Annotated in this window: 36 protein-coding genes; 13 read left to right on the top strand and 23 right to left on the bottom strand. The window is 44.2% G+C overall.

What is annotated here, in order from left to right:
• Positions 1-66 precede the first annotated feature (66 nt).
• Positions 67-2,388 carry a serine/threonine phosphatase gene (locus tag F6K49_RS01140; RefSeq protein WP_293024219.1) on the bottom strand — a complete coding sequence of 774 codons (2,322 nt, stop codon included), beginning with the start codon at positions 2,386-2,388 and terminating at the stop codon, positions 67-69.
• 421 nt (positions 2,389-2,809) lie between these two features.
• Between F6K49_RS01140 and F6K49_RS01135 the strand changes: the two genes are divergently transcribed.
• The gene (locus F6K49_RS01135) at positions 2,810-3,529 is read left to right on the top strand and encodes a pentapeptide repeat-containing protein (RefSeq protein ID WP_293093507.1); all 720 of its coding nucleotides are present in this window, start codon (positions 2,810-2,812) and stop codon (positions 3,527-3,529) included.
• Between the two features lie 178 nt (positions 3,530-3,707).
• Here the strand turns inward: F6K49_RS01135 and F6K49_RS01130 are convergent, their stop codons facing one another.
• The gene (locus tag F6K49_RS01130; protein ID WP_293093504.1) at positions 3,708-4,184 is read right to left on the bottom strand and encodes a TspO/MBR family protein; all 477 of its coding nucleotides are present in this window, start codon (positions 4,182-4,184) and stop codon (positions 3,708-3,710) included.
• A gap of 56 nt (positions 4,185-4,240) precedes the next feature.
• Here F6K49_RS01130 and F6K49_RS01125 point away from each other — a divergent pair, with 56 nt between their 5' ends.
• Entirely contained in the window at positions 4,241-4,474 is a 234-nt protein-coding gene (locus F6K49_RS01125; protein ID WP_293093501.1) for a hypothetical protein, read from the top strand.
• Here F6K49_RS01125 and F6K49_RS01120 read toward each other — a convergent pair.
• On the bottom strand, positions 4,464-5,366 hold the full coding sequence (locus F6K49_RS01120; RefSeq protein WP_366514110.1) for a ParA family protein: 903 nt from the start codon (positions 5,364-5,366) through the stop codon (positions 4,464-4,466). The genes F6K49_RS01125 and F6K49_RS01120 overlap by 11 nt on opposite strands.
• A gap of 20 nt (positions 5,367-5,386) precedes the next feature.
• On the opposite strand from F6K49_RS01120, the gene F6K49_RS01115 reads away from it, so the two are divergent.
• Complete coding sequence (locus F6K49_RS01115) at positions 5,387-6,244, top strand: AAA family ATPase (RefSeq protein ID WP_293093498.1); 858 nt, start codon at positions 5,387-5,389, stop codon at positions 6,242-6,244.
• A 1-nt stretch (position 6,245) separates the two neighbouring features.
• Here F6K49_RS01115 and F6K49_RS01110 read toward each other — a convergent pair whose 3' ends face one another.
• Positions 6,246-6,443, bottom strand: coding sequence for a hypothetical protein (locus F6K49_RS01110; RefSeq protein ID WP_293093494.1), 198 nt, complete (start codon positions 6,441-6,443; stop codon positions 6,246-6,248).
• A 43-nt stretch (positions 6,444-6,486) separates the two neighbouring features.
• Here F6K49_RS01110 and F6K49_RS01105 point away from each other — a divergent pair, with 43 nt between their 5' ends.
• Together F6K49_RS01105 and F6K49_RS01100 are read left to right on the top strand one after the other, a co-directional pair.
• Positions 6,487-6,645 carry a hypothetical protein gene (locus F6K49_RS01105; RefSeq protein ID WP_293093490.1) on the top strand — a complete coding sequence of 53 codons (159 nt, stop codon included), beginning with the start codon at positions 6,487-6,489 and terminating at the stop codon, positions 6,643-6,645.
• Entirely contained in the window at positions 6,587-7,219 is a 633-nt protein-coding gene (locus F6K49_RS01100; protein ID WP_293093486.1) for a TIGR04282 family arsenosugar biosynthesis glycosyltransferase, read from the top strand. The genes F6K49_RS01105 and F6K49_RS01100 overlap by 59 nt, the downstream gene beginning before the upstream one ends.
• Here F6K49_RS01100 and F6K49_RS01095 read toward each other — a convergent pair.
• Both F6K49_RS01095 and F6K49_RS01090 read right to left on the bottom strand, forming a co-directional pair.
• Complete coding sequence (locus F6K49_RS01095; protein WP_293040908.1) at positions 7,187-7,309, bottom strand: hypothetical protein; 123 nt, start codon at positions 7,307-7,309, stop codon at positions 7,187-7,189. The genes F6K49_RS01100 and F6K49_RS01095 overlap by 33 nt on opposite strands.
• An 80-nt stretch (positions 7,310-7,389) precedes the next feature.
• Positions 7,390-7,977 (bottom strand): IS607 family transposase, encoded by a 588-nt coding sequence (locus F6K49_RS01090; protein WP_293093483.1) that lies wholly within the window; start codon positions 7,975-7,977, stop codon positions 7,390-7,392.
• 163 nt (positions 7,978-8,140) lie between these two features.
• On the opposite strand from F6K49_RS01090, the gene F6K49_RS01085 reads away from it, so the two are divergent.
• On the top strand, positions 8,141-8,827 hold the full coding sequence (locus F6K49_RS01085) for a TIGR04283 family arsenosugar biosynthesis glycosyltransferase (protein ID WP_293093480.1): 687 nt from the start codon (positions 8,141-8,143) through the stop codon (positions 8,825-8,827).
• On the opposite strand, the gene F6K49_RS01080 is transcribed toward F6K49_RS01085, so the two are convergent.
• Both F6K49_RS01080 and F6K49_RS01075 read right to left on the bottom strand, forming a co-directional pair.
• On the bottom strand, positions 8,760-9,056 hold the full coding sequence (locus F6K49_RS01080) for a hypothetical protein (RefSeq protein ID WP_293093477.1): 297 nt from the start codon (positions 9,054-9,056) through the stop codon (positions 8,760-8,762). The two genes, F6K49_RS01085 and F6K49_RS01080, sit on opposite strands and share 68 nt — an antisense overlap.
• Positions 9,046-9,180 (bottom strand): hypothetical protein, encoded by a 135-nt coding sequence (locus F6K49_RS01075; protein ID WP_293024196.1) that lies wholly within the window; start codon positions 9,178-9,180, stop codon positions 9,046-9,048. Before F6K49_RS01075 ends, F6K49_RS01080 begins: the two co-directional genes overlap by 11 nt.
• Positions 9,181-9,353: 173 nt before the next feature.
• Between F6K49_RS01075 and F6K49_RS01070 the strand changes: the two genes are divergently transcribed.
• A complete protein-coding gene (locus F6K49_RS01070; protein WP_293024193.1) occupies positions 9,354-9,731 on the top strand; it encodes a four helix bundle protein in 378 nt (125 codons plus the stop codon).
• Positions 9,732-10,107: 376 nt separating this feature from the next.
• Positions 10,108-11,016: a lipoyl synthase gene (gene lipA, locus F6K49_RS01065; RefSeq protein WP_293093614.1), complete on the top strand. Its 909-nt coding sequence runs from the start codon at positions 10,108-10,110 to the stop codon at positions 11,014-11,016.
• 327 nt (positions 11,017-11,343) lie between these two features.
• Here lipA and F6K49_RS01060 read toward each other — a convergent pair whose 3' ends face one another.
• Complete coding sequence (locus F6K49_RS01060; RefSeq protein ID WP_287252554.1) at positions 11,344-11,784, bottom strand: SRPBCC family protein; 441 nt, start codon at positions 11,782-11,784, stop codon at positions 11,344-11,346.
• On the opposite strand from F6K49_RS01060, the gene F6K49_RS01055 reads away from it, so the two are divergent.
• On the top strand, positions 11,764-11,931 hold the full coding sequence (locus F6K49_RS01055) for a hypothetical protein (RefSeq protein WP_293093353.1): 168 nt from the start codon (positions 11,764-11,766) through the stop codon (positions 11,929-11,931). The genes F6K49_RS01060 and F6K49_RS01055 overlap by 21 nt on opposite strands.
• On the opposite strand, the gene zds is transcribed toward F6K49_RS01055, so the two are convergent.
• The 4 genes from zds to F6K49_RS01035 form a co-directional block, all read right to left on the bottom strand.
• The gene (gene zds, locus F6K49_RS01050; RefSeq protein WP_293093350.1) at positions 11,884-13,320 is read right to left on the bottom strand and encodes a 9,9'-di-cis-zeta-carotene desaturase; all 1,437 of its coding nucleotides are present in this window, start codon (positions 13,318-13,320) and stop codon (positions 11,884-11,886) included. The two genes, F6K49_RS01055 and zds, sit on opposite strands and share 48 nt — an antisense overlap.
• Before the next feature lie 6 nt (positions 13,321-13,326).
• Entirely contained in the window at positions 13,327-13,536 is a 210-nt protein-coding gene (locus tag F6K49_RS01045; RefSeq protein WP_293093347.1) for a hypothetical protein, read from the bottom strand.
• Between the two features lie 80 nt (positions 13,537-13,616).
• Positions 13,617-13,865 (bottom strand): type II toxin-antitoxin system prevent-host-death family antitoxin, encoded by a 249-nt coding sequence (locus tag F6K49_RS01040; RefSeq protein WP_293093344.1) that lies wholly within the window; start codon positions 13,863-13,865, stop codon positions 13,617-13,619.
• 155 nt (positions 13,866-14,020) lie between these two features.
• Complete coding sequence (locus F6K49_RS01035; protein WP_293093341.1) at positions 14,021-14,923, bottom strand: Rpn family recombination-promoting nuclease/putative transposase; 903 nt, start codon at positions 14,921-14,923, stop codon at positions 14,021-14,023.
• A gap of 269 nt (positions 14,924-15,192) precedes the next feature.
• On the opposite strand from F6K49_RS01035, the gene F6K49_RS01030 reads away from it, so the two are divergent.
• Positions 15,193-15,426, top strand: a complete 234-nt coding sequence (locus F6K49_RS01030) for a hypothetical protein (RefSeq protein ID WP_293024179.1) — start codon at positions 15,193-15,195, stop codon at positions 15,424-15,426.
• 345 nt (positions 15,427-15,771) lie between these two features.
• On the opposite strand, the gene F6K49_RS01025 is transcribed toward F6K49_RS01030, so the two are convergent.
• From F6K49_RS01025 to F6K49_RS01015, 3 genes are all read right to left on the bottom strand, one after another.
• Positions 15,772-16,266 (bottom strand): DUF3368 domain-containing protein, encoded by a 495-nt coding sequence (locus F6K49_RS01025; RefSeq protein ID WP_293024177.1) that lies wholly within the window; start codon positions 16,264-16,266, stop codon positions 15,772-15,774.
• Positions 16,263-16,511: a UPF0175 family protein gene (locus F6K49_RS01020; protein WP_293024175.1), complete on the bottom strand. Its 249-nt coding sequence runs from the start codon at positions 16,509-16,511 to the stop codon at positions 16,263-16,265. The genes F6K49_RS01025 and F6K49_RS01020 overlap by 4 nt, the downstream gene beginning before the upstream one ends.
• A 373-nt stretch (positions 16,512-16,884) precedes the next feature.
• Positions 16,885-18,312, bottom strand: a complete 1,428-nt coding sequence (locus F6K49_RS01015; protein WP_293024173.1) for a serine/threonine-protein kinase — start codon at positions 18,310-18,312, stop codon at positions 16,885-16,887.
• A 46-nt stretch (positions 18,313-18,358) separates the two neighbouring features.
• Between F6K49_RS01015 and F6K49_RS01010 the strand changes: the two genes are divergently transcribed.
• Together F6K49_RS01010 and F6K49_RS01005 are read left to right on the top strand one after the other, a co-directional pair.
• Positions 18,359-18,637, top strand: a complete 279-nt coding sequence (locus F6K49_RS01010) for a four helix bundle protein (RefSeq protein ID WP_293093338.1) — start codon at positions 18,359-18,361, stop codon at positions 18,635-18,637.
• The gene (locus F6K49_RS01005; protein WP_293024169.1) at positions 18,588-18,947 is read left to right on the top strand and encodes a four helix bundle protein; all 360 of its coding nucleotides are present in this window, start codon (positions 18,588-18,590) and stop codon (positions 18,945-18,947) included. Before F6K49_RS01010 ends, F6K49_RS01005 begins: the two co-directional genes overlap by 50 nt.
• Here the strand turns inward: F6K49_RS01005 and F6K49_RS01000 are convergent.
• The 7 genes from F6K49_RS01000 to nagA all read right to left on the bottom strand — a co-directional run bounded on the left by F6K49_RS01000 (position 18,916) and on the right by nagA (position 23,375).
• Entirely contained in the window at positions 18,916-19,074 is a 159-nt protein-coding gene (locus F6K49_RS01000; RefSeq protein ID WP_293024167.1) for a hypothetical protein, read from the bottom strand. The genes F6K49_RS01005 and F6K49_RS01000 overlap by 32 nt on opposite strands.
• Before the next feature lie 6 nt (positions 19,075-19,080).
• On the bottom strand, positions 19,081-20,052 hold the full coding sequence (gene mdh, locus F6K49_RS00995) for a malate dehydrogenase (protein ID WP_293024165.1): 972 nt from the start codon (positions 20,050-20,052) through the stop codon (positions 19,081-19,083).
• Positions 20,053-20,150: 98 nt separating this feature from the next.
• On the bottom strand, positions 20,151-20,372 hold the full coding sequence (locus tag F6K49_RS00990; RefSeq protein ID WP_293024163.1) for an NAD(P)H-quinone oxidoreductase subunit O: 222 nt from the start codon (positions 20,370-20,372) through the stop codon (positions 20,151-20,153).
• 24 nt (positions 20,373-20,396) lie between these two features.
• Positions 20,397-20,624, bottom strand: a complete 228-nt coding sequence (locus F6K49_RS00985; RefSeq protein ID WP_293093335.1) for a hypothetical protein — start codon at positions 20,622-20,624, stop codon at positions 20,397-20,399.
• Positions 20,621-21,469: a DNA-formamidopyrimidine glycosylase gene (locus F6K49_RS00980; RefSeq protein ID WP_293024159.1), complete on the bottom strand. Its 849-nt coding sequence runs from the start codon at positions 21,467-21,469 to the stop codon at positions 20,621-20,623. Before F6K49_RS00980 ends, F6K49_RS00985 begins: the two co-directional genes overlap by 4 nt.
• A 93-nt stretch (positions 21,470-21,562) precedes the next feature.
• Positions 21,563-21,778 carry a photosystem I reaction center subunit IV gene (locus tag F6K49_RS00975; RefSeq protein ID WP_293024157.1) on the bottom strand — a complete coding sequence of 72 codons (216 nt, stop codon included), beginning with the start codon at positions 21,776-21,778 and terminating at the stop codon, positions 21,563-21,565.
• A 388-nt stretch (positions 21,779-22,166) separates the two neighbouring features.
• The gene (gene nagA / locus F6K49_RS00970) at positions 22,167-23,375 is read right to left on the bottom strand and encodes an N-acetylglucosamine-6-phosphate deacetylase (protein WP_293093331.1); all 1,209 of its coding nucleotides are present in this window, start codon (positions 23,373-23,375) and stop codon (positions 22,167-22,169) included.
• 46 nt (positions 23,376-23,421) lie between these two features.
• Between nagA and purE the strand changes: the two genes are divergently transcribed.
• Positions 23,422-23,949, top strand: coding sequence for a 5-(carboxyamino)imidazole ribonucleotide mutase (gene purE / locus F6K49_RS00965; protein WP_293024152.1), 528 nt, complete (start codon positions 23,422-23,424; stop codon positions 23,947-23,949).
• Positions 23,950-24,010 lie beyond the last annotated feature (61 nt).

The raw sequence follows: 24,010 nt of genomic DNA, 5'->3' as shown, positions 1-24,010 counted from the left end.
ACATACAACTAATCACCTAATGACTAATCACATACAACTAATGACTAATCACATACAACTAATCACCTAATGTAATTTTGGTTGAGCCAAGTTTGGTCGCACCTTCACCCGAACTAGGATTAGTGTAATGTTGTCGTGACCATTATGCTCATTTGCCAGCTCAATCAAGTTAGCCAGACCCTGATCGAGGCTAGCTCGGGAACTTAGTAAAGGCGCTAAGTGAGTTTGCCAGTGATTTTCCAACAGGTCATTATCTGACAAACCATCAGAACAAAGTAAGAATATAGTATCTTCTGCGATATCTATGAATTGCACATCCGGATTTAGGAATTGCTCACTGCGCGGTCCAAGGGCTTGAGTTAGTTGATAGGCATCAGGGCGAGAGTAAGCCAGCTCTGGATCTACTCCGTGCTGGATTTCTCGTTGACCCACCTCGTGGTCTATAGTGATTTGCTCTAAGCCCCGTTTGCGAGTTAGACGATAGACCCGACTATCTCCGACATGGACAATCCCTACCTTGGTATTTTGAATCAACATCATGACTAGAGTCGTACCCATGCGACCGCTGCCAGAGCGAGCATTTTGTTGGTTGATATCGAAAATCGCTTGATTTGTTACATATACCGATTTCCTGAGACTATCTTCTGTGGGAAACTCGTCTTGCCAATTTTGTTTAAAGTAATTCTGGAGTACCTCTACTGCCATAGAACTGGCTACTTCCCCAGCCGCATGCCCTCCCATGCCATCGCAGAGAATATATAAACCACGAGCTTGTATAGTTCGACCAATGGGATTTTCCTGCTTTTTGAGTTGGGTCTCGATGCCAAAACAATCCTCATTATGATCTCTTTGATGACCAATATCTGTACTACCGAGATCATCGAGACTCTGCAAGCTCATTGGCAACAGTACCGTTGGCATGTCATCCCCTTGTTGCTCTTTTCCTGGTAGATCAGACAATAATTCCTGGCTATCAGGAGGTTCAGTGTCTGCCGTTGCCATTTCTGAGAGTACAGCCTCAGTTAATTCCATACCGGATTCGTATGGGTCAGATTCTTGTTCGTCAGCAATCCCTTGCAGATGCGATCGCAATTCCTCAATGGTTTCAATTTCCTTAGTACACAACTGCCGGACAACCGTTGACAAGGAGGTAAATTGGGTTCGCTGGGACTCGTTAAATAATCGTTGCCACAGTTGTCCCAAATCCTCTAAGGTTAGCGGATTTTCCTCCATATCCGGATATAGACGCTCCAAACCTAGTGCTTGGTCTTCATCCACCCGGAGATTCGTCAGTTCCAACAGACTCTGACGACAATGCCAAGGCTCTAGAGCTTGCCAAAGCTTTGCCATTTCATCGAGCCAGTATAGGATTTGCAGTTTAGAAAACTCTTCTGACCCCCACAACTTACTCAGTAACTGCCATTCTGAACGGTTTTCTAGCAGGATTATCGCCTTACCATTTTGCTGCCAAACATCATGAATTTCTGGCACACTAGGATAACATAAGTCCTTGAGAGCCAAATAGGGTTTAGCACTCTGTGGGATATCTAGGACTTTCCAAACGTCTACGTTTTCTTTCGAGGAAGGTTTTGGCTGCTCTTGGGTTGTCGATATATCGAATTTCTCTGGAGACAATTTTGTTTGATTAATCAGGGTTTCTAGGGGAGACTTTTGTAACGGTTGGCAGTCCAAAACTGTGACAAAGATACTATGGTCTGTTGTCTTACTTTCCCCTATCTGAGAGAGTTTCTCAGGTTCTAGTACTCTGTAACGCTTACCTTGGTCTAGATAGACAATTGTTGCTGTTTCTGAAGTTGGGTTTTCGAGATTAAGAATTGACCAGGTGGAAGCTTCAGTAGATTGAGGTTTCTTCTGTATTGGGCTAATCTCTAGTAATGGCTCCTCTCCAGATTCTAGTTCCACTTGATCACAGCCACCTCTGTTGTTTATCGATGCTTCATCAGCGTTGACTGTTGATGCTTGGGACAAGGTGCCATCATCCCCTGGCTCTGTTAGTATAGTATCCGATTCCGTTAGCCACTCTTGTCTTGTTTCTAGGAATGATGCTGGCTGGGTTAGTTCCCTCTCGGTCTGGTCAGACTCTGGTTGCGACACCGCTACTGCCGTAGCCTGATCAGTTGAGGACTCTGACACCTCAACTGGGGTTTGAGGAGAATACTGCGGGGAGGTTGCCGAATTTTGCTGCTTAGAAATAATTGCCCTCCAAACCGTTCCTGTGAACGCACCGCAGTTGTGACAAGTTTCAGCATTTAGGGGCACTTGGCTAGCGCATTCATGACAAGTTTTATCGGTTAGGGAAGTTCCACATCGTTGACAAAACTTGTTGGTATTTGGGTTCTCGAACTGACACTGGGGACAAACTAACATAATGGAACTTCCTTAATCCTTAAATTCCGCGCTTTGGTGGGTAACTTTTAAGATTTAATCTAACTGCCATCTAGTTGGCCACGCTGTAATCTATAATGGCAGCTTTTAGCAGCATAGCCTGATTACAATTTTTACGCTCTCGTGCCATGTCATGCTATAATTAAAGAAATTTTTTAAGTAACTATTTTTTTTCTAGGCTACACCCTATAGTCTACCCAGGGAGCATAGGGGGGATAACAACCAAACGGGAAACTAGCTCTATTATCGCTCCCTTATGGCAAAGCCTCTCCTCTTACTACAGCAAACAGCTGCTATTGTTATACACAAAACTTTAAACTTTTTTTCCGGTATGGCTAATAATATATTATATCTATCTCAGTAGAGCTTCTACTCTCGGGTCAATCTGGGCAAGCTTTTGTTTATGAACATTAAGCTATCTTTAATCATTGCTGCTATCTTAGGGGTAACTATAGCAATTGCTCTTCATCTATCATCTGCGCAACCGGTCAGCATATCCCTAAAAACTAATGATAACTCCAGTAAGACCATTCAACATCAACAAGCCAAGACAAAAAAGCTTGAATTAATCTTAAAAACTAAGACCTGTGTAGAGTGTGATATCATGGGTTTTGATTTGAGTGGAGTTGACTTAAGTGGAGTTGACTTTAGCAGAGCTGACTTTAGCCAAGCTAACTTATCCGATAGTAACCTAGAGAAGGCTAAACTCAAAGATGCTAAAGTGATTGGTGCTCGTTTGGAAAATGCGAAGTTAACCTCTGCTGACTTAGATGGCGCTGATTTTAAAGATACTAACTTGAAAGGTGCTGATCTCAGTGATGCTAATCTGCTCAATATCCGATTGGCTAATGCTGATTTAAGTGCTGCTATTCTTAATCGTACTGAGCTTCGAGAAGCTGACTTGACTGGTGCCAATATGGAGCATGCTGACTTGAGTCATGCTAGTATTTATGGTGCAATTTTGAGGGAGGCTAATCTAACTAGTGCCAACCTTTATAAAGCTAATTTGCGTTACGCCAATTTGCAAGATGCGGTATTGAAGGGTACTAATCTAAAAGGTGCTGATTTACAATTTGCGGTTATGCCTGATGGGAAAACTGTTTATGGCACAGATGATTACTAATTTCTGGTAAAAAAAATTAGGCGTTGGTGAATCAAGCGATGAATAGGAGTAGAGTGGGCATCCTGCCCGCCCGAAAATATATTGAAACTGGCAAGATGCCAGTTCCACGCCTGATGTGCCTAGGTCAAGCGCACCTAAAAACGCTTAAAATCATTCCATTATTAAGCAACGCCAAAAATTAGGCTGCTCCTGGATTAAGTCGCCTCATTTCCCAGGTGGTGTAGGTACCAATCGGACTCCAAATTATGTAGGGAAGTAGTAACAAAAACGCCACCAGGGATACGGGATAAATCAGTAAAGCCAGGATAAGACTTAATAAGGCACCTGTGCCACCAATAATGGTGCCAACTGTGAGGCTACGAAATAGGAACATCACGGGTGTATAAGCGATGGTGATGATTTCTAGTAGTAGATATAAACCCATCAGCAACCAGGTGCTTCGGCTACCTGGGTCATTTTCCCAAACTATATACGCTGACCAAGCACCGCAAATAAAGATAGTTATCCAGATCAGGGGAATTGCTCTCTCGAAGGTGAGCCATTGCGGACGACGTAGGCGATAGAACCATCTGACTCCTTCGGGTGTGGTGATTAAGTTACCACCAAATGCTACTAGCAGGGTTACCAGTCCAATTACCATCCAAGATTTAATCATGATTTTGGCCTTGCTCCTAAATTCCCAATTTCCTCAAAAATGAGCAAAAATGTCGTTTGACCCGGTGGTGCGTTACGGGGCGGGCTGTCCCAACAAGGTGCGAACAGGCGGAAAATCATTTCAAGCCCGCCCCTAACGCACCCTACGCACTCCCCACACCTCCCACACTTCCCACACTCCCCACACTCTTATTCCCGATTCCCGATTCCCGATTCCCGATTCCCGATTCCCGATTCCCGATTCCCGATTCCCGATTCCCGATTCCACCCTTCTGCTCAACTAGTTCTTAGATTTATTTGTTATAATACTTGATAATTTTTGGATAAATTCTGCCGTGAATTGAGTAAAGGCTTTGGCTCCTGGTGCTTGGGGTTCATTGACGACCACAGGTCGAAACTCATCCACGGCTTTGGCAACTGCAACATTCCTGGGAATTTCTATACTAAAAATTTTGTCTTTCCCAAAATTATCGGTCAATCGGTTCTTGACTTGTGTAGCCATATTGGTGGCGTGACCAAGGGAGAAAAACAGAATCCCAATCAGGGTTATCCCAGAGCGATCGCTTTGTACGAGCTTTTTGATCTGACCTTCTTCCAGGATGCCAATCCCAACCACTGATAAGGGTTCAGGTTTGGCAGGAATGATATAAAAATCACTAGCAATAATTCCACTACGAGTGATAATATTCTCACTTGGAGGGAAATCCAATAGAATAAAATCGTAGGTTTGTTGAACTGGCTCAAGGGCACGCTTAATTAAATAATTCTCTAGCTGATTCCAGTTGTTTTCAAACTCTTGGGGATTATCCTTTGACTGAGAAAACAGCAATGCAGCCAATAGAAAATCATTGTAGGTTTCGATATCCCCTGGCAATAAATCTAGTCCATCGACTCGACAAATATTGCGCTGAATCGCTTGTTCAATGGGAATATATGCCTGAGTGGGTGACTGAATGACTTGATTAATTATTTTTTTTAAGGTTCGGTCTTCCTTCTTGAGTTTAGCAAATTGGACTGGAGGCATCAGGCTTAGGGTAGCATTAATCTGGGTATCGAGATCTACGATTAATACTCGCATGCCATAATCTTTGGCAAGACAGGTAGCAAGGTTGACGGTGGTGGTAGTCTTGCCAACACCGCCTTTCATATTGACTATGGAAATGGTGTATCCCAGTTTTGACAAAAAGAAAGAGGTAATATAACGTGAAAGTCATTGCAGTATACCATAACAAAGGCGGCGTGGGGAAAACCACAACGGTGGTTAACCTAGGGGCAGCTATCCGAAAAAACCGCAAAAAAGTGCTTGTCATCGATCTTGATAGCCAAGCTAATGCTACCTTTGCTACCGGACTGGTTAAATTTCATGACGAAGCATTTGATGATATCAAAGAGTGTAATATTCTCCATGTTTTGCAATCTGAGGAATTCTTCTCAATCTCGGAAGTAGCTAGAAAATCTGAATTCAGCAATCCAGAAATTGATGTGGTTCCTGCTCACATCGATCTGATGAAATATGAACTTGATATGAATCAGCTTGATTTTAGCCTGCTCATGCTGATGGATAAACTAGAGGATGTTAAAACTTACTATGATGTGGTAATTCTTGATACTCCGCCTTCTTGGAATTTATATGCTAGGATTGCTTTAATAACTGCTGACTATTTAATCATTCCTTCAGACCTCAAGCCTTTTTCTAATCAAGGATTACTGAATGTAAAAGATTTCATCAGAGCTATTAATGGCTATCGAAAACAAATCAACATTAAACCGCCCCTTGAAGTCTTGGGAGTGCTGCCTTCTAAAATAGCAACCAATAATATGTTCATACAGCATACCTTGCCAAAACGGATAAAAGCAATTTCCGAGCGATATGGCTTTGATGTGATGAAGAGTGTTATTTTCGATCGAGATGATTTGGCTAAGTGTGCTGAACAAGTTGAAAAAGTAGACGATCAGGATATACCGTCTCCTGTGTCTGTATTGGATTATAAGCCCTATTCTATGGCTTCAGAAGAATTTAGATCTCTTGCCCAAGAAGTTTTGGAAAAAATAGGCATGTAAACTATAGGGTTTGTATTTGATAGGTGAACATAGGATTGATGGTAAATCGGGAATCGGGAATCGGGAATCGGGAATCGTCAATCGAATCGGTAGGGAGTAGGGAGCAGGTAAGAGGTAAGAGGAAATAGGGAACAGTAGTCAAGATATCAAAGGAGTTTTTACTGTTATGATAAATTAAGATTATTTTTCGTGATAGCATTATAAATGCTATATAAAAATCCGTGTAGTAATTGTGATAATTATTGTCCCCTAATCCCGACTCCCGACTCCCGTTCCCCTCCTGGGAGGGGTTAGGGGTGGGTTCCGATTCCCTACTCCCTACTCCCTACTCCCTTTACATTAATGATAGTTACAGAACGCCTAATTATTTTCAGCCGCTATCCAGAGCCAGGAAAGACTAAAACCCGGATGATACCAGCTCTAGGAGCGGATGGTGCGGCAACCCTTCAACGTCGGATGACGGAACATACTGTTGCCCAGGTCAAGGAATTAACAACTGGTCGCCCTGTGTCTGTAGAAATCCATTTTGCTGGTGGTAATCAACAGCTAATGGAGAATTGGTTAGGCTCGACTCTGGTCTGTAAACCTCAGAGTGATGGGGATTTGGGCAAGCGAATCACTTCAGCGTTTGAGTTATCGTTTGCGGAAAGTATGACGAAAGTTGTGATAATTGGTATTGATTGCCCCGATTTGAATAGTTCGGTGATGAATCAGGCATTTGAGGCTCTAGACAATCATGATTTAGTACTTGGACCAGCCAAGGATGGCGGCTACTATCTGGTTGGTCTAAGTCGATTGATTCCAGATTTGTTTGTGGGAGTGAGTTGGGGAACATCTGAGGTTTTGCAGCAAACGGTGGATATTGCTAAGAGTCTTAACCTAACTATGGCAATGCTTTCCGAGCTTACTGATGTTGACCGCCCAGAGGATCTATGGGTAGTATCAAATTTGATGGGAGTAGGGAGTAGGGAGTAGGGAATCGGGAATCGGGAATCGGGAACAGGGAGTAGGGAGTAGGGAATCGGGAATCGGGAATCGGGAATCGGGAATCGGGAATCGTGGCACAGGCTTCTAGCCTGTGATGTAGCCCATAAGCTGATAGCTGATAGCTGATAGCTGATCACTGATAGCTAATAGCTAATAGCTTACATTTTGGAACTTTTAGCACTATGGAGTTTTTCTGAAAATATTGTAATCAGCTCCATCATGTCTGTAACTAATTCTTGTTCAAGGCTGATGTCTTCTGATGACTTGTTGATAATTATTACTTCTGTATTGAATTCTTCACACATAGCAAAGACTAATTCAGCGCTAACTCTAAGCAGCCTATCTTTGTGAGTAATTACAAGTCTTCCAACATTCCCCTGCATGATGCGCTTGAGCAGTTTCTGTAAGCCTTTATTTTGGGAATTGATTCCGGAACCTGAATCTTGAATTGTTTCATACTGCCAACCATTAGCAGTACTAAAAGACTCTAAAATCTTGATTTGCTTGACTAAATCTTCTTTTTGGTCTTGATCTGAAATACGGGCATAGTTAATGGTTATGCGATCATCGATCTGACCGACATTCCGTGGTGTAATGTGTTTGATATCGGCTACATAAAATCGCCGATGCCCACTGGGAGAACGTTGTGACCTAATTTTTCCTGCGTCTGCCCACCTCCTTAAGGTTTTAACTGAGACCCCTAGCTCACTGGCTGCTTCTCCAATACTAATGGTTAACCCTGACATGTTGGATTTCTCACCTTATTTGAATCTAGTTTGTATTTAGTTTACCTTTTATTATATCGCTATTACGTAATAAATGTCTAGAGATGGATAGAAATTAAGGGAACATTGGTTATTTCCTACTCACCAATGCTAATTTGTCAGAAACAATGCCTAAACGTCTTGCGTGATAGTAAAAATTTCAATTATCATCCCGGTTCTGAATGAGGCTAGTCACATAGCTGATACTTTGGCTACGGTTAGGGAAGCGTCTAATGTGGAAGTGATTGTGGTAGATGGGGGCAGTGATGATGAAACCGTTGCGATCGCACAATCACTGGGTGCTAAGATTATAGCTGCTGGTACCGGTCGCGCTAGTCAAATGAATGCTGGGGCTGCGGTGGCTACCGGAGATATTCTTCTGTTTCTCCATGCTGATACCCGTTTACCAACAGGATTTGATACCTTAGTTCGCGAAGGGTTACAAAACTATGATACCGTGGCTGGTGCCTTTGAATTAGCCATTGATGCTAACCTGCGGGGGGTAAGGCTGATTGAACGGATGGTGAATTTGCGATCGCGTTTTTGCTCCCTGCCCTACGGTGATCAGGCTATCTTTATTAAGACTAAGGTGTTTACAGACCTTGGTGGTTTTCTGAATCTACCGATTATGGAAGATTTTGACTTGATGCGACGCCTCCGCCACCTAGGTAAAATAACTATCCTTAATCAACCTGTCTTAACATCAGGACGCCGCTGGCAGACCTTGGGGGTTGTCAAAACTACATTAATTAACCAACTGGTGATCATTGCCTATCATTTGGGGGTTTCTCCTCACCGGATTGTGGGTTGGTATCGTCGGGCAAAAGGGTGAAGGAATCGGGAATCGGGAATCGGGAATCGGGAATTGGGAATCGGGAATCGGGAATTGGGAATCGGGAATCGGGAGTCGGGAGTCGGGAGTCGGGAATCGGGAGTCGGGAATCGGGAGTCGGGAATCGGGAGTCGGGAATCGGGAGTGGGGAATCGGGAATTGGGAATCGGGAATTGGGAATCGATGTGTGACTATTTATAAAAAAATAGTGGGTACGCTTAGTATACAAAAGCTAATGATTTTATAAATGGCAAATGTTTTCGGAGACTGACAACCATAATCGGGAATCGGGAATCGGGAATCGGGAATCGGTATATTTTTCGGGTGGTGGATGTTGTATTTGTGATTTTCAAAAAATAGTGGGAACGCTTAGTATACAAAAGCTAATAATTTTATAAATGGCAAATGTTTTCGGAGACTGACAACCATAGCGATCGCTTTTCTACCATAGAGCCACTCCCGACTCCCGACTCCCCACTCCCGATTCCCGATTCCCCACTCCCGACTCCCGAACTCTAGTTTAAGCATGAGCAATTATAATCAAATTCAGTCTTATCGAGATTTGCGAGTTTGGCAAAAGGGAATGGATGTGGCCGAGAGTTGCTATGTGATCACCAGAGAATTCCCTAAACAGGAAATGTATGGGATGACTGCACAGATAAGGAGAGCAGCTGCATCAATTCCTGCTAATATTGCAGAGGGATATGGACGGGAGTATCGAGGAGAATATGTTCAATTTCTTAGAATAGCTCAAGGCTCTCTCAAAGAATTGGAAACCCATCTTTTCTTATCGGTCAGAGTGAAACTGGCTACTTCTGGAAGCATTAATCCGATTATAGATGAGTGTGAAGCTTTAGGAAGAATGCTACGTTCTCTGATTCGGTCATTGCTAGATAACTCATAATTCCGGAGTCGGGAATCGGGAATCGGGAATCGGGAGTGGGGAATCGGGAGGAGTAGATAGTAGACCTATGCGCAAAAGTAGTTTTATGATAGTGTTTGCATCAATTCTTGTCTACTGTTCTGGTGATCCCCTGTTCCAGACAACTGCCGCGAAGTCAAGTCTTTGTGTGACTAGTTAAACAATAGTAGACTTCGTTTGATGGAAATAGTTTTGTGGAATAGCCATCTTGGTAGAATAGCCATCTAACGTGGAACGGGCATCTTGCCCGTTGCTCCTGTTACAATTCTATTCGACTCCCGATTCCCGATTCCCGATTCCCGATTCCCGATTCCCGATTCCCCACTCCCGATTCCCGACTCCCGACTCCCGATTATCCATGACTACACAAAAACAATGGCGTTCAGAAATTACTGCACTTCCGTCTTGGTTGCGACGTCCGATTGGTAATGCTAGTGACATCTCAACAGTGCAGCGGATTATTAAACAACGGCAGATTCACACGATTTGTGAGGAGGGACGTTGCCCGAACCGAGGTGAGTGCTATTCTCAGAAAACCGCTACATTTTTGTTGATGGGACCGACGTGTACACGGTCTTGTGCATTTTGTCAAGTAGATAAAGGTCATGCTCCCATGGCCCTTGACCCAGAGGAGCCGCAAAAAGTAGCGGAATCGGTACAGTTATTGGGGTTGCGGTATGTGGTGCTGACCTCTGTGGCTCGGGATGATTTACCAGACCAGGGTGCCGGTTGGTTTGTCGCTACGATGGATGCGATCCGCCAACTCAATCCAGGTACTGAGATAGAAGTGCTAACGGCAGATTTCTGGGGGGGTAAAGGTGAGCAGGATCAAACCTCAGCAGAGTTGCAACAGCAACGGATAGCCACGGTGGTGGAGGCCAAGCCAGCCTGTTACAACCACAATATTGAAACAGTGCAGCGGCTACAGGGCAAGGTGCGCCGGGGAGCACAATATCAGCGATCGCTTGATGTGCTCAGCATTGTCAAACAACTCAATCCCACCATTCCCACTAAGTCCGGATTAATGTTGGGCCATGGGGAAACCAAAGCAGAAGTGATTGAGGCGATGGCGGATTTAGGTAAAATTGGATGCGATCGCATCACCCTCGGTCAATATATGCGTCCCTCTCTCCAACATCTGCCCGTACAAAAATACTGGACACCGGAAGAGTTTGATGAGCTAGGTGCGATCGCACGGGATATGGGATTTGCCCATGTTCGTTCCGGTCCTTTGGTTCGTAGTTCTTACCATGCTGGGGAAACTTGAAGGTTGAAGGGTTTACTCTTAAGTTTTAGGGAATCGGGAATCGGGAATCGGGAATCGGGAATCGGGAATCGGGAATCGAATCGGTAGGGAGTAGCTAATCGGGAGTAGGGAATCGGGAATCGGGAATAGATATATTTTTCGGGTTGTGGATGTTGTATTTGTTATTAAAAAATTGGGTACGCTTAGTATACAAAAGGTTTGGATTATATCATAAATGGCAAATGTTTTTGGAGACTGACAACCATAGGGATCAGCGCGTTTCTACCATAGAGCCACTCCCGATTCCCGACTCCCGATTCCCGACTCCCGATTCCCGACTCCCCATTGCTACCCTTTAACCTTCAGAGCATAATCCCGGAATCGTTCTAAATCTTCCTGGATGGTAGACTCAACTAAGTTACCTAAAAATAAGTTATCCATTAACTGACCAAGAATGCCGGGAATGCCGTAAGCGATGGTCAGCTTAACGATACTGCTATCCTTACGGTCGTAGAAGCGCACTGCACCTCGATTGGGCAAACCATCTACTGATTCCCACTGAATAATCTGATGTGGAACTAATTTCAGAATTCGAGAGAGCCAGCTAAACTCAAAACCTGTACTAGCAAGTTTCCACCGGGATAAGTCAGGATCCTCTTTTAGCACTTCTACTGAGTCAATCCACTTCATCCAGCGCGGCATTTGCTCTAAATCTGACCAAAGCTCCCACGCTAACTCAATGGGAACTTCTACTTCAACTTGTACACTATGTTCCAGCCAATCAGACATAGGGTTTTAGATTCCTCAAGTTTTAGTGATTATATCGGGAGTCGGGAATCGGAACCCGATTCCCGATTCCCTACTCCCTATTCCCTATTCCCTATTCCCTCAACTAACCAAAGACTCAATCGCCTTAGCAGCACGACGCCCGGATAGGGTAGCTCCTTCCATACTATCGATATAGTCTTGTTGGGTATAGCTACCGGCTAGGAAGAAATTAGGGATTGGTGTCTTTTGGTTAGGGCGATAGGGGTCCATGCCAGGGGCTTCCCGGTATAGAGACTGAGCGAGTTTTACGACACTATACCAGGTCATGGTCAAGTCTCGTGAGGAGGGAAACAAATTATGGACTTGGTGAAGCACATGTTTTGCGATCGCATCATTACTTTGTCGGATAAATGGGTCTCCTGGGGTTAGTACCAATTGCATCAGTGACCCTTCACCCGCTTTGTAATAGTCACCAGGACTAGTGAGAGCTAAATCAGCAAAGCAGGAAAAGTCAGCATCGGGAGTATACAGTAGATTATCCATCCCTGCTGCTTCTTGGAGTTGCTGGCGTTTCTCGGCATCATGAAGCTCTGTCACCCAGCCATCAAATCGTAGTTGAACCGTGGCCACTGGTACCGTATCAAGCTTGTAGATATTATCGAAATCGGACCACTTGCGCCATGATTTCGGTAACAGCCGTTGAACACCAGGCACATCAACGGCACAGACATAGCCATCAGCGGTGATGGTTTCTTCGGTTTCCCCTTTGGCAATCACTAAACCAGTGACTCGGGTTTCCTCTGGGGTTTCGGTAAATAGAATTTCCCTGACTTGGCGGCGAGTGTGGATTTTTGCTCCTCTTTCCTCTAAATAGTTAATAATTGGTTTATGGAGGTACTCATGAGGAGAGCCTTCCAGCATTCGTAGTACCGATGCCTCGGTTCTAGCGGCAAATAACTGGAATATGGTTAGCATACAACGGGCAGAAATGTTCTCGGTATCGATGAAACCAAGAGCATAGGCAATAGGATTCCACATCCGCTTTAAACTACCGTCGGAACCACCATGACCGCGAAACCAATCAGCGAAACTGACGGCATCTAGGTCACGAATCGTTTTCATTGCGCCATCGAAATCTATCAAGCCACGAACCAGAGGGCTAATCCCCAGGGCAATGGAGTTTTGCAGCTTATCCTGGAGGGAGAGCTGGGAGGTGGTGAAAAACGCTTTTAGGCCATTAAAGGGAGCACCAGTAATGAAGCGAAAGTCTAGCTCACCCTTGCGTCCATCCTGATTAATAAAAGTGTGAGTATGCTCCTTCAGGCGCAGAAACTGGAACGCTCCCACCTTCTTCATCAGGTCAAACAGGTTGTAATAGCAGCCAAAGAAGACATGCAACCCCATTTCGATGTGATTGCCATCCTTATCTACCCAGCTTCCCACCTTTCCCCCCACAAAGGGACGGGATTCAAAAATTTCCACCTCATGACCAGCATCCACTAATTCTACTGCTGTGGCCATGCCCGCGAGCCCCGCACCAACAATTGCTAAGCGCATTCTCCCTTATCCTTTCAGTTTCTTTACATATTTTAATATATTCCGGGAGTGGGGAGTCGGGAGTGGGGAGTCGGGAATCGGGAGTGGGGAGTCGGGAATCGGGAGTGCGTTCGCGTAGCGTGACCTACGGTCAATCGCGTTTGGGTGCGGTGGGGTAGCAATCAGTAATATTTCTATAATTTCTTCTTGAACTTGGTAACTTAGCGCGTTTATCATACGTGATGAAGTACCTTCAATTTCAATTTTCTTCTGCCTGCTCCCTGCTCCCTGCTCCCTGCTCCCTCCTCCCTTTAAGCCTAAGCATTCATAATATCCTCCAAAAGCTGCTCACTTTCTGACAGCCCAATAAACCCTTCTTGTTGTGCTTGTTTAGCTTTGATAGCTATAAGTTCCTCTTCTAACTCTAAGAACCTTTCAAATTCTTCTATAGAAATAACAACAGCAACATTACGCCCTTTTTTAGTAATTTTTACTGGCTCTCTTCGAGCTAAATCCAACAGTTCACCAAAACGGTTTTTTGCCTCAGATGCTCCAAGGTTTTTCATCACTTTTTAGGTAAAAATACTAGACATTAAGTCTATTTTAGTCAATAGCAGCATTTGATGTAGGGTGGGCAGTGCTTAGCTTCGAGATTGTAAGCTTTTTAATTGGTATCAACTACTGCCCACCATCGGATTAATTTTATTAAAAATTTAGACTTTTAATTAGAGTGCTCTTGCAGCCAGTTGAGTAAGTCCTCACTGGTCTGAAAATCCCAGATGGCTTCTGATAAACGGTTTAGGTCTTCGTTGGTCAAGGCTTCGATTAATGCCAAGCCATTAATCGTTAGTTTGCCAAAGCGGCTCTCAAGCTGTCGCAATAGTAAATTTCTTTCCCCTTCTTCTCGTCCTTGCCTTTTCGCGAAACTCAATGCACCTCGCGCGTCTTCCAAAACCATCTCCTGTTTGCGGAGTTTTTCCACTTCTGACACACTCAACCCCGCTTGATTCGCTATGGTTAAGGCTTTTTCCAGCTGTGGGATTTCCCTGAAGTTGTCAGGAATAATTTCTAAGTTTGGCGCTTCTTTGATAAAATATATCCACTTATCTATCACACTTTCTAAATCTTCCAGTTGCTTAGTAAATTTAGGAAGTTCCACAAACACCAGCTTTAATTCATTTTCCTGATAAGGTAAGTGGTCTTCTTCCTCTTGAAAGTAAAAACAGCTAATTACTTTATCGCTGGAAGGGAATAACTTAAAATCCGTGATAGTTAAAGCAATGACTGGATTTAGATCGAAATATCCCTGTCCCAATTGCAGTTGATTTCCATAGGTTTTGCACAAGTTATAAACCACTCGCTTCTTGAAAGCTTCCACATTCCAGAGTTGCATCTCAATGATAACAGTTGTTCCATCCTCTAATACTGCCTTAACATCTAGATAAGTGTCTTTTAAATCTACTACATCCCCCGCGCTATAAGGATCAATAATTTCTAAATCCTGGATGACGTAATTACCATAGTATATCATAGCATTGAGGAAAGAAATTAGAATATCCTTACTCTGATCTGAACCAAATATTTTCTTGAAAGCAAAGTCAGTTTTAGGACTGATGAATCTCATGGTTTTATACCTTATTATAACAAAAAAATATATATAGTATTTTAACTAAGGGAGCAGGGAGCTTAGCAGCAGGAGTAATAAATGATAAAAGCTATAGCATCTCTACAGAAAATATCAGATATATTACTGGTTATTTACTATTATTTATGACCTATTTATTATTATAGCCATTTTCAATTTCATAATAAAAAAAAATTCCTAAACCCCTTGACAGTAAATTAATTTATGTATATATTAATAATGTAAGCAGTTTTAAGGAATTACTACTGATGAATGACAACCTTCCACCCAACTCCGATGAAAATACCAACCCTGAAAAGCCAGGTCGCAAACCTAAAAAAGTCAAGCACATCTTGGTCGGTTCTCCTAAACAAGTTCGCAAAACAATTAATGCTATCTATTCCCTTAAATACGCCTATCCCGACGAGTGGAGCGCTTTCGAGCCTACCGGAAAATCTGGTCAGGTTACGACTTTTTTGATTCGATACTTATACCTAGACTAGGATAGTAAATTGCCAGGGCGTCGCCCTGGCGACTATCAAGGGTTAAAGTTGTTTTGTGGAGGGGTATATATCAGGATGAAGGATGAGTTGGGAGGTGGTTACTTTCGAGTAGTTGCTGACTAATTCGATAGTTTATCAGTAGCGATTTAGATTTGAGTGCAGCTCAGCTGTACTTGTGGAAGCTTACAAAATAGAAATCGGTCAAGACTTGGGGTTAACCAGAACTTGACCGAATTTTTTTTATTGATTTATTGGTATAGTTAAGCTGTTCATAATTTAGATTGGGATACCTAACAACTGCTGCGAAGTCTAATAACTTCCACCAGCATTAATCAGCCCTGCCCTCTAGATTTCATCCACCATGTCTAAAATCTGATTATATAAGGCTAGAGACACTCTAAACTCTGAGGTAGCAATTAAGGCATCCATCAACGGCTTGACAGCAACGATGAGATTTTGGTGTTTCGCCTCAACTAAAATACCCAGCAATCCAGTAATCCTTAAGCCCAGACGATCGGCTTCTGCTCGACCACGACGCTCATCAATTAATAGCAAGTCAGCATTGATTTCTAGGGCAAGGGCAATCGCCTCAGATTCTCCAGGATCTAAACTCACCTCACTCTGAAGATGTTCAACTACTTCATAGTTAAGCACTTGCCTGACTTCAAGCCAGGAAGCAGATTGAACTTCGAGAGTGCCAGGAACAGGAGGATCAATGTCTGCAAGTTCACGATAGACTGCTTCAGGAATAATGACTTGATTATAGAGTTGAGGCAGAAGCTGCAAGTGTTGAATGGCTGCCAAATTTGTGATTGCTGATGTATCGCTAATAACAATCACAACCGTCCTAACTCCCGCAAATTTTTCAAGTCAATTTCAAAGTCTTCAACATCGTAGTAGTAAAGGGGAATTTTGCGCTGCTTGAGAAATTGGCGAAACTCGTTGGGTTGCATGTGAGCCAGTCGGCTGGCATAGTTCAGTGTTAGGCGACCTGTTTGAAACAAGTGTAATGCAATTTCCTGACGAAACTCACTTGGGGTAAGCTGGGATGCTTCTAGGATTGTGTCTGAAATAACAATACTCATCGCCAAATTGCCTTATCTATCGTATTTCTAACGATAGCTCAAAAACTTTCTGTTTTTACTAGATTTCAGCTAACTTTTACTAGCCCTCCCATAACTGTCTGGCTCATGGAGGTTATTTCGTTTGCGATCGCACAAATCAATGCTGCACCTAAGCCTGGTCAGGGATAGTCGGGGTCAACCTCAAGATCAATAAATTGTAACAATGCAATAGTTTTCCACCACCCTCTTCTTCCCACCCTCCCCACACCTCCCATCAGTTCTTGTTTTATATTGCGACAATGCAATAGTTTTTCACCACCCTCTGCTCCCCAGCCTCACCATACCTCCCACCCTCCCCACACTTCCCACACTTCCCACCCTCTACCCAAAACCTCTAATTGCTCAAATAAGCCTCTTGTTCCAAATTATCCAGTAAATCCTCAGCAATTTGATACCAAGCTGCCCGGAATTGAACATCCTCTTGTTTATCGGAAAGAGTCTTTCCTTTTAATTGTGGATATGTACTATAAAAAAATTGATCAACTTTCTGATAAAAAGTACCTGGATCAATGTTCAAATCTAGACAACGCTGATAGATTTGCTTTTGCCGTTGCTGCTCTGTGTTACTCACAGATGATTGAGAAGGCAATGATGGTATAGAGGGCAATTTCCAGGATATCTTGGGTAATTTTGGTGTAGTAAACCCTCCTCTAGCTACTGCTACCGTTCCAAACACTACTAATAAAGCAATGGACATAGAAAGACCAAAAAACTTTAGTTCACGGTTAGTGGATTGCTGTTTGCGATTGAGCACAGCAGTGAACGTTGTTTTAATGGTTTGACCAGGAGCAGCCACTAAGGTAGCAATCTGGGTAAATAGTGTATTTGGTTGTTTATTTGGTAGCTTAGTTGGTAGATTATTTGGTTGTTTAGTTGGTAGATTATTGGGTAGCTTAGTTGGCTGCTGGCTACTTACCGGCTGGGGAATTACGGTTTCTAGGGCTTCACTGACATCTTGGGCTGACTGATACCGTTCTTTAGGAAGATTAGCCAGCATTTTAGCCAAGACCGATTTGAAGCTGGGGCTAATAGTTATCTCTTGCCAAAGCCAGGTGGCGTGATAACTATCATAAAGGTCTAGAGGCTGTTTACCGGTTAGCAATACTAAAGCAGTTACTGCTAAAGCGTAAAGGTCGCTAGTGGCATCAGCTTTACCATATCGTAACTGTTCATCTGGGGAGTAACCCCGTTTGCCCACTTGAGTTCCAATCACGTGTCCGGTTGATTGGACAATGGCAGTGGTTACCATTTCTTTGACACAACCAAAGTCAATTAATACTGGCTTATTGTCAGAATTCCGTTTAATCAGATTATCCGGAGAAATATCCCGATGAATGATCTGCTTAGAATGAATATAATCTAAAACTGGCAAGATGTCTTGGAGCAGTTTAATCACATCTGCTTCCCTAAACTTTTGACCCTGGACTAACAGCTGGTGATAGGTTAACCCTTCGACATAGTCTTGTACTAAAAAGAGATAATTTTTACGACCAATACTGGTTCTAAGTAACTCTCGAAAACAAGGAATTTGGTTATGTCTGAGCTGGTATAGCATCCCAGCTTCTCGCTCAAATAATTCTTGAGCTTTTTGTAACTCATAGTTGTTTTGAAGTTGGGGAGCAAATTCTTTAAGTACACAACGCTCTTGGTAGCGATTAGCATCTTCAGCGAGATAGGTCCGTCCAAAAGTTCCTTGACCTAAGTCGCCTAAGATTGTATAGCGGTCTTTGATAATTGCTCCAGGTTTTAAGGTATTAGACATAATAGCCGCCAATAATTGATAATCTATAACGCTGGGTGTGGGGAGTGTGGGGAGTGTGGGAAGTGTGGGGAGGGTGGGGAGTGTGGGAGGGGTGGGAAGTTACTGGTCATCAGATAGGGGAGTGTGGGAAGATGGAGAGGACAGAAGAGAAGAGCGATGGCAATTAAAGAAGATGGGAAAGATAGGAGCAGAAAACGAAAAAGGTAAAAAGTATTTTAGAACTCATGAAGATTTGGTTATTTATCAATTGGCATTTGAGACAGCGATGCTAATTTTTGAACATTCTAAAAAGTTCCCAGTTGAAGAAAAATATTCATTGTCTTGATGCAATAGCGAGTGGGGGAAACCCCCAAGACCGCGCTGCATCGCTAACTGATCAAATTCGTCGTTCCTCTCGCTCAGTCTGTGCTAATCTCGCAGAAGCTTGGATAAAACGGAGATATAAAGCCGCTTTTGTAGCTAAACTGAATGATTGTGAGGCAGAGGCAGCAGAGACTCAAGTTTGGTTAACCTTTGCGGTGAAATGCCAGTATCTCACGGTCGAACAAGTCAGAGAACTCTACGGAAATTACAATCAAATTCTTAGTGGATTAGTCAAGATGATCACCAATCCAGATAATTGGTTACTCGACTAACTCCCCAAGCTCCCGAAGCTCCCCACACTTCCCCATCTCCCCATCTCCCCATCTCCCCATCTCCCCATCTCCCCATCTCCCCATCTCCCCATCTCCCCACACTTCCCACACTTCCCACACTCCCCACACTCTCTTAATGACCCAGCATCTCTTGTGCCTTCTTAATATTGTCACGAACTGATTCAGCTGATATCTTGAGGGAGGACAGTTCATAATCTGTCAACTTTAATTCCAAAATTTTTTCGATACCTCGACACCCCAATCGGGTGGGTACCCCTATAAAAATATCTTTTAAACCATATTCACCCTGAAGGTAGGCAGCTGCGGTGATTTGGCGGGATTGGTTGTGTAATATTGCTTCTACCATCAAACAGGCAGATGATGCTGGAGCAAAATAAGCACTGCCAGTGCGCATCAGTTCTACAATTTCTGCTCCGCCTCGGCGAGTCCGTTCGATCAGGGCTTCTATCCGGTCTGGTGTCATCAGTTCCGTGATGGGAACACCGCTAACGGTAGAGTAGCGGGGTAGTGGCACCATTAGGTCCCCATGGCCTCCGAGCACTACAGCATTGACATCCGCAACGGATACACCATTTTCCATGGCAATGAATGTCCGGAATCGGGTAGAATCCAACACCCCTGCCATGCCCATGACGCGATGGGGTGGTAAGTCAGTAGCTTGCCAGGCTAGGTAGGTCATCACATCGAGGGGATTGGTGACCACGATTAACATGGCATCTGGGGATTTTGCGATCGCATTTTTAGCCGCTTCCACCACAATTTTGGAATTGATCTGTAGCAGGTCATCCCGACTCATGCCTGGTTTCCGGGGACTTCCTGCCGTAATCACCACCACATCGGAACCAGCAGTATCAGCATAGTCATTAGTTCCGATAATTTGGCAATCGTGACCTTCAATGCCCCTGGCCTCCATTAAATCGAGAGCAATGCCTTGGGGCATACCTGGTTTAATATCCAGGAGTACGACATCGGCCAGATTTTTCTCAGCAATCCGTTGGACAAGAGTACTCCCTACTCTACCACCACCGATTACGGATACACGGTTGTCGTGGCAGGCAATTGGGGAGTTGGGATAGGGTACCATGATCGGAATGGGTAGGGTGGAAATGCGTTCGCGTAGCCGCTCTTAACGAGCATCGTCTTCAAAAGGGATGCTCGTTAAGACGATACTTTTCAGGCCGGTTAAGACGAGATTTCCAACTGGTCAATACGTAACCAAATGTTGGGGGTAGGTACCCGACCAAATTTGACCAGGGCATAATCCCCCTTAATATCAACAATTTCCCCATCGGTTTCAAACAGATAAGAGGAAAAGCGGGGGTCACTTGCTTTTGCTTCCAGGCTACCCTCTAACTGGGCTTGGATAGCCCGAACCAATACTCCCTTTTTAATTTTCCCAGCCATAAAATCTCTTTTGTCTTTCCTCTTCTATTCTATCGGGGGAATGAGAAATCGGGAATCGGGAATCGGGAATCGGGAATCGGGAACAGGGAATTGGGAATCGGGAATCGGGAATCGGGAATTGGGAGTCGGGAGTCGGTAAAAAATCTTGTTTACCTTATTACCATGAGAACCGATAATTACCCTTAATAGAAATCTCCCCATCTCCCCATCTCCCCATCTCCCCACACTTCCCACACTTCCCACACTTATCAACGCTGACAGTTCGGACAAAAGTGAGCTGAGCGACCGACTAACTTGGTTCGCTGGATGGGGGTGCTACAGATACGACAGGGTTCTCCGGTGCGACCATAAACCCAGGCAATCCCCTTATAGTTGCCATTGACTCCCTGGACGTTGATAAAATCACTAAACGTGGTACCACCAGACTCAATCGCTTTTTCCAATACTTGGATAATCGCGATGCTCAGCTTTTCGATCTGCTCTAACCCCAAATCTTTACAAAGGGTTTCTGGTCGAATACCACTCAAGAATAATGCTTCATCGGCATAGATATTACCTATTCCTGCTACCAGGGATTGATCGAGCAAGGCTGTTTTAATCGCACGCTGGCGGTGATGGAGCTTACTAACTAGGTAATCTGTAGAAAATTCCTGGGAAAACGGTTCTGGTCCGAGTTGCTTTAGACCAGTGATAATAGTTTCTGGTAATTGGGATGGCGGAATCCACCACATTCGACCAAAGGTGCGCTGGTCGATAAACCTTAACTCCTGGTTGTTTGGGAAAAACAATCGCACTCGCGTGTGTTTTGGGTGAGGCTGGTCTTGACTTAGCCATAGCAGTTGACCAGTCATCCGGAGGTGAACACCTAACCAACCGGCCTGATCACTGTCTGACTTGCTTAGTTTAGCGAGTAGGTATTTGCCCCGTCGATACCAATCACTAATGGTGACAGTTTTGAGTTGGGCTAAAAAATCTTTCGGAGAAATAGGGTGGGCGATGGTGCGCGATAGTAACACCTCTCCACCCTGGATTTCTTGGCCTGTAGTCACTTGATTTAGACCCAGGCGAATTGTTTCAACTTCTGGTAGTTCCGGCACGATTGAGTGCTTTAGTTAATCAATGGTGAGTGCAAGCGTGTTAACTTAGCACTCTACAGACACCAGGAACTCAAATTCCTGAGTCTGGCTAGGTTAACCAACTACTTCCAGTTCAGTCGGTGCATAGTTATTGGTGTTGACCCCAGAGGGGCTACCGCTGTAGCCAGTATAGTTGACCTTATCAAAGCGGACAATCACTGGGTATTTGATACCACTCTTGTCTATACTAGCCACAGTTCCCACATCGTTATACCAGTAGGATTCTTTTCTTTTAATCCGAACTTTTGCACCACGTTTTAGTTCTGCCATAAAAAAATTTACCTTACGCTCTAGTTCTACAGCGTACTACTCAATTAGGCTTCTCCGTTGACTTAATTGTTTAAGTTTTATTAATTTCCCTGTAGTGAATCGGGAGTAGGGAGTAGGGAGTAGGGAGTAGGGAGTAGGGGTAAGAAAATTGACTGTATCTCATGAGTATGATTAACGCTATGATGACCGATACTTTTTAGCTACCAAAGTCTACCAAGATAGACCCTTACTAAAAATCTACTACGTTTACCAGGCTTACCACGCTTACCCTGTCTAACACACTCTTCCCCCTATTCCCGACTTCTCGGAGAAGTCTATAGAGTTTCGTAGTAAGCGTAAGGTACATTTAAATTTTCTTCCCTGCTCCCTGCTCCCTGCTCCCTGCTCCCTAAAACCCAGGACTTTGTACCCCAACCAATTGAGAACTCCTATAATCTGACAAACGCTGCCAATTCAGCTTTGATGTTTCCTCATCCAGATGCCAGCGTAATAACTGAGCTGGTTGACCAATGCTTAGGGTTGGCAAACCGATGGCTTGGCGAGGGGAAACCGTTGCGAGGGCAATGCCATTCTCAACGCTACAAATCCCCCACTGGACTAAATTCTCTACCCCTACCAATAATGGCAAGGTTGTCCCAGATAATGTCCCATCTGGTAGCCGTGCTGTCCCATTTTTGACCTCTATCTGGCGGGTGTCCCAGGGATAGACGCCATCGGGTAATCCTATTGGTGCTAGGGCATCGCTAACTAGAAAAATCCCTTGTTCATAACCCCCAGCACGGAGCAGCAATTGGATCATGGTGGAACAAACGTGCTGACCATCGGCAATTAGTCCACACTGGACACCGGGAGTAACTAGGGCAGCTCCCAGTAATCCTGGTTTGCGGTGATGGAGTCCTGGCATGGCATTAAAAGCATGGGTTACCATGGATGCCCCATGTTCAAAGGCGCTTTGGGCTTGCTCTGCTGTGGCTTGGGAGTGACCAAGACTAACAATTATGTTGCGCGATCGCAAATACGGAATCACCTCACCAATGCTATCTAACTCTGGCGCTATGGTAATTAGTTTAACCAGATTACCATAGTATCCCAAAACTTCCTTGACATTTTCAAGAGTAAGTGGTAATAGATACTCAACAGGATGAGCTCCCCGTTTTTGGGGATTGAGAAAAGGCCCTTCTAGATGGACACCCAAGATGCGGGCGCTTGGGGTCTGGTAAGGTTGGGAAGGGATAAATTCAGCAAACACAGAAAGCGATCGCTGAATCTTCTCTACAGAAGTAGTCACCAGAGTGGGTAAAAAGTGATCGACACCCTGATGCCAAAGGAATTGACAAATATCCTGGAGTAAAGGGATGTGGTGAAAATCCACATCGGTGAAGGCTAAGCCTAGCCCCCCATTAATCTGCAAATCCACACCCCCTAGGGAGACCCAATCCCCAGCAACGTCAAGGATAGCCGGGTTAGGAAGAGTTTCTAGCTTAGGAAGAGTTTCTGGGTTGGGTGCGATCGCGTCAATAATTCCATGATCATTAATGTGAATATTCTGTAAACCCTGGTAACTAGGGACACGAGCATTGATAATATCTAGAGTCATTAGGGAATGTGGCGAAGTCTAATTCATCTACCATCAAACATGATTCATGACCAATAACCAACCGTTAATTGGGATTATTATGGGCAGCGATTCCGATTTGCCCACCATGCAAAATGCGATCGCAGTATGTGAAGACTTCGGTGTTCCTTCGGAAGTGGCGATTGTCTCCGCCCACCGCACCCCTGAACGGATGGTAAATTATGCCCAAAACGCTCACAAGCGTGGACTCAAAGTTATTATCGCTGGTGCTGGGGGGGCGGCTCATCTGCCTGGGATGGTAGCGGCCCTAACACCCTTGCCTGTAATTGGGGTTCCAGTGTCTAGTCGTCACTTGCAGGGTATCGATTCCCTATACTCAATTGTTCAAATGCCTGGGGGAATTCCCGTCGCTACTGTAGCAATTGGTAATGCCAAGAATGCAGGGTTGTTAGCAGTGCAGATTTTGGGGACTCATCAGCCGGAATTACTAGAGAGAGTGCAGCAGTATCGCCAGAATTTAGCCCAATCAGTGATGGAAAAGCAAGCATTGCTGGATGAGTTAGGTTATCAGCAATACTTAGGGCAGATGAGTTAATCTGGTTGCTGAGACTTTCAGAAGGTTAGCATTGAAAAAGGGCAAAAATACCCATTAAATT

This window comes from Moorena sp. SIO3I6, assembly GCF_010672095.1.
This window is presented reverse-complemented; position numbering and strand designations above follow the sequence as displayed.

Coding starts and splice junctions, on each gene's coding strand:
- F6K49_RS01140 (WP_293024219.1), bottom strand. CDS start 2,388: ATGTTAGTTTGTCCCCAGTGTCAGTTCGAGAACCCAAATACCAACAAG.
- F6K49_RS01135 (WP_293093507.1), top strand. CDS start 2,810: ATGAACATTAAGCTATCTTTAATCATTGCTGCTATCTTAGGGGTAACT.
- F6K49_RS01130 (WP_293093504.1), bottom strand. CDS start 4,184: ATGATTAAATCTTGGATGGTAATTGGACTGGTAACCCTGCTAGTAGCA.
- F6K49_RS01110 (WP_293093494.1), bottom strand. CDS start 6,443: ATGCTATCACGAAAAATAATCTTAATTTATCATAACAGTAAAAACTCC.
- F6K49_RS01100 (WP_293093486.1), top strand. CDS start 6,587: ATGATAGTTACAGAACGCCTAATTATTTTCAGCCGCTATCCAGAGCCA.
- F6K49_RS01090 (WP_293093483.1), bottom strand. CDS start 7,977: ATGTCAGGGTTAACCATTAGTATTGGAGAAGCAGCCAGTGAGCTAGGG.
- F6K49_RS01070 (WP_293024193.1), top strand. CDS start 9,354: ATGAGCAATTATAATCAAATTCAGTCTTATCGAGATTTGCGAGTTTGG.
- lipA (WP_293093614.1), top strand. CDS start 10,108: ATGACTACACAAAAACAATGGCGTTCAGAAATTACTGCACTTCCGTCT.
- F6K49_RS01055 (WP_293093353.1), top strand. CDS start 11,764: ATGTTCCAGCCAATCAGACATAGGGTTTTAGATTCCTCAAGTTTTAGT.
- F6K49_RS01060 (WP_287252554.1), bottom strand. CDS start 11,784: ATGTCTGATTGGCTGGAACATAGTGTACAAGTTGAAGTAGAAGTTCCC.
- zds (WP_293093350.1), bottom strand. CDS start 13,320: ATGCGCTTAGCAATTGTTGGTGCGGGGCTCGCGGGCATGGCCACAGCA.
- F6K49_RS01045 (WP_293093347.1), bottom strand. CDS start 13,536: ATGATAAACGCGCTAAGTTACCAAGTTCAAGAAGAAATTATAGAAATA.
- F6K49_RS01040 (WP_293093344.1), bottom strand. CDS start 13,865: ATGAAAAACCTTGGAGCATCTGAGGCAAAAAACCGTTTTGGTGAACTG.
- F6K49_RS01035 (WP_293093341.1), bottom strand. CDS start 14,923: ATGAGATTCATCAGTCCTAAAACTGACTTTGCTTTCAAGAAAATATTT.
- F6K49_RS01030 (WP_293024179.1), top strand. CDS start 15,193: ATGAATGACAACCTTCCACCCAACTCCGATGAAAATACCAACCCTGAA.
- F6K49_RS01020 (WP_293024175.1), bottom strand. CDS start 16,511: ATGAGTATTGTTATTTCAGACACAATCCTAGAAGCATCCCAGCTTACC.
- F6K49_RS01015 (WP_293024173.1), bottom strand. CDS start 18,312: ATGTCTAATACCTTAAAACCTGGAGCAATTATCAAAGACCGCTATACA.
- mdh (WP_293024165.1), bottom strand. CDS start 20,052: ATGGTACCCTATCCCAACTCCCCAATTGCCTGCCACGACAACCGTGTA.
- F6K49_RS00990 (WP_293024163.1), bottom strand. CDS start 20,372: ATGGCTGGGAAAATTAAAAAGGGAGTATTGGTTCGGGCTATCCAAGCC.
- F6K49_RS00975 (WP_293024157.1), bottom strand. CDS start 21,778: ATGGCAGAACTAAAACGTGGTGCAAAAGTTCGGATTAAAAGAAAAGAA.
- nagA (WP_293093331.1), bottom strand. CDS start 23,375: ATGACTCTAGATATTATCAATGCTCGTGTCCCTAGTTACCAGGGTTTA.
- purE (WP_293024152.1), top strand. CDS start 23,422: ATGACCAATAACCAACCGTTAATTGGGATTATTATGGGCAGCGATTCC.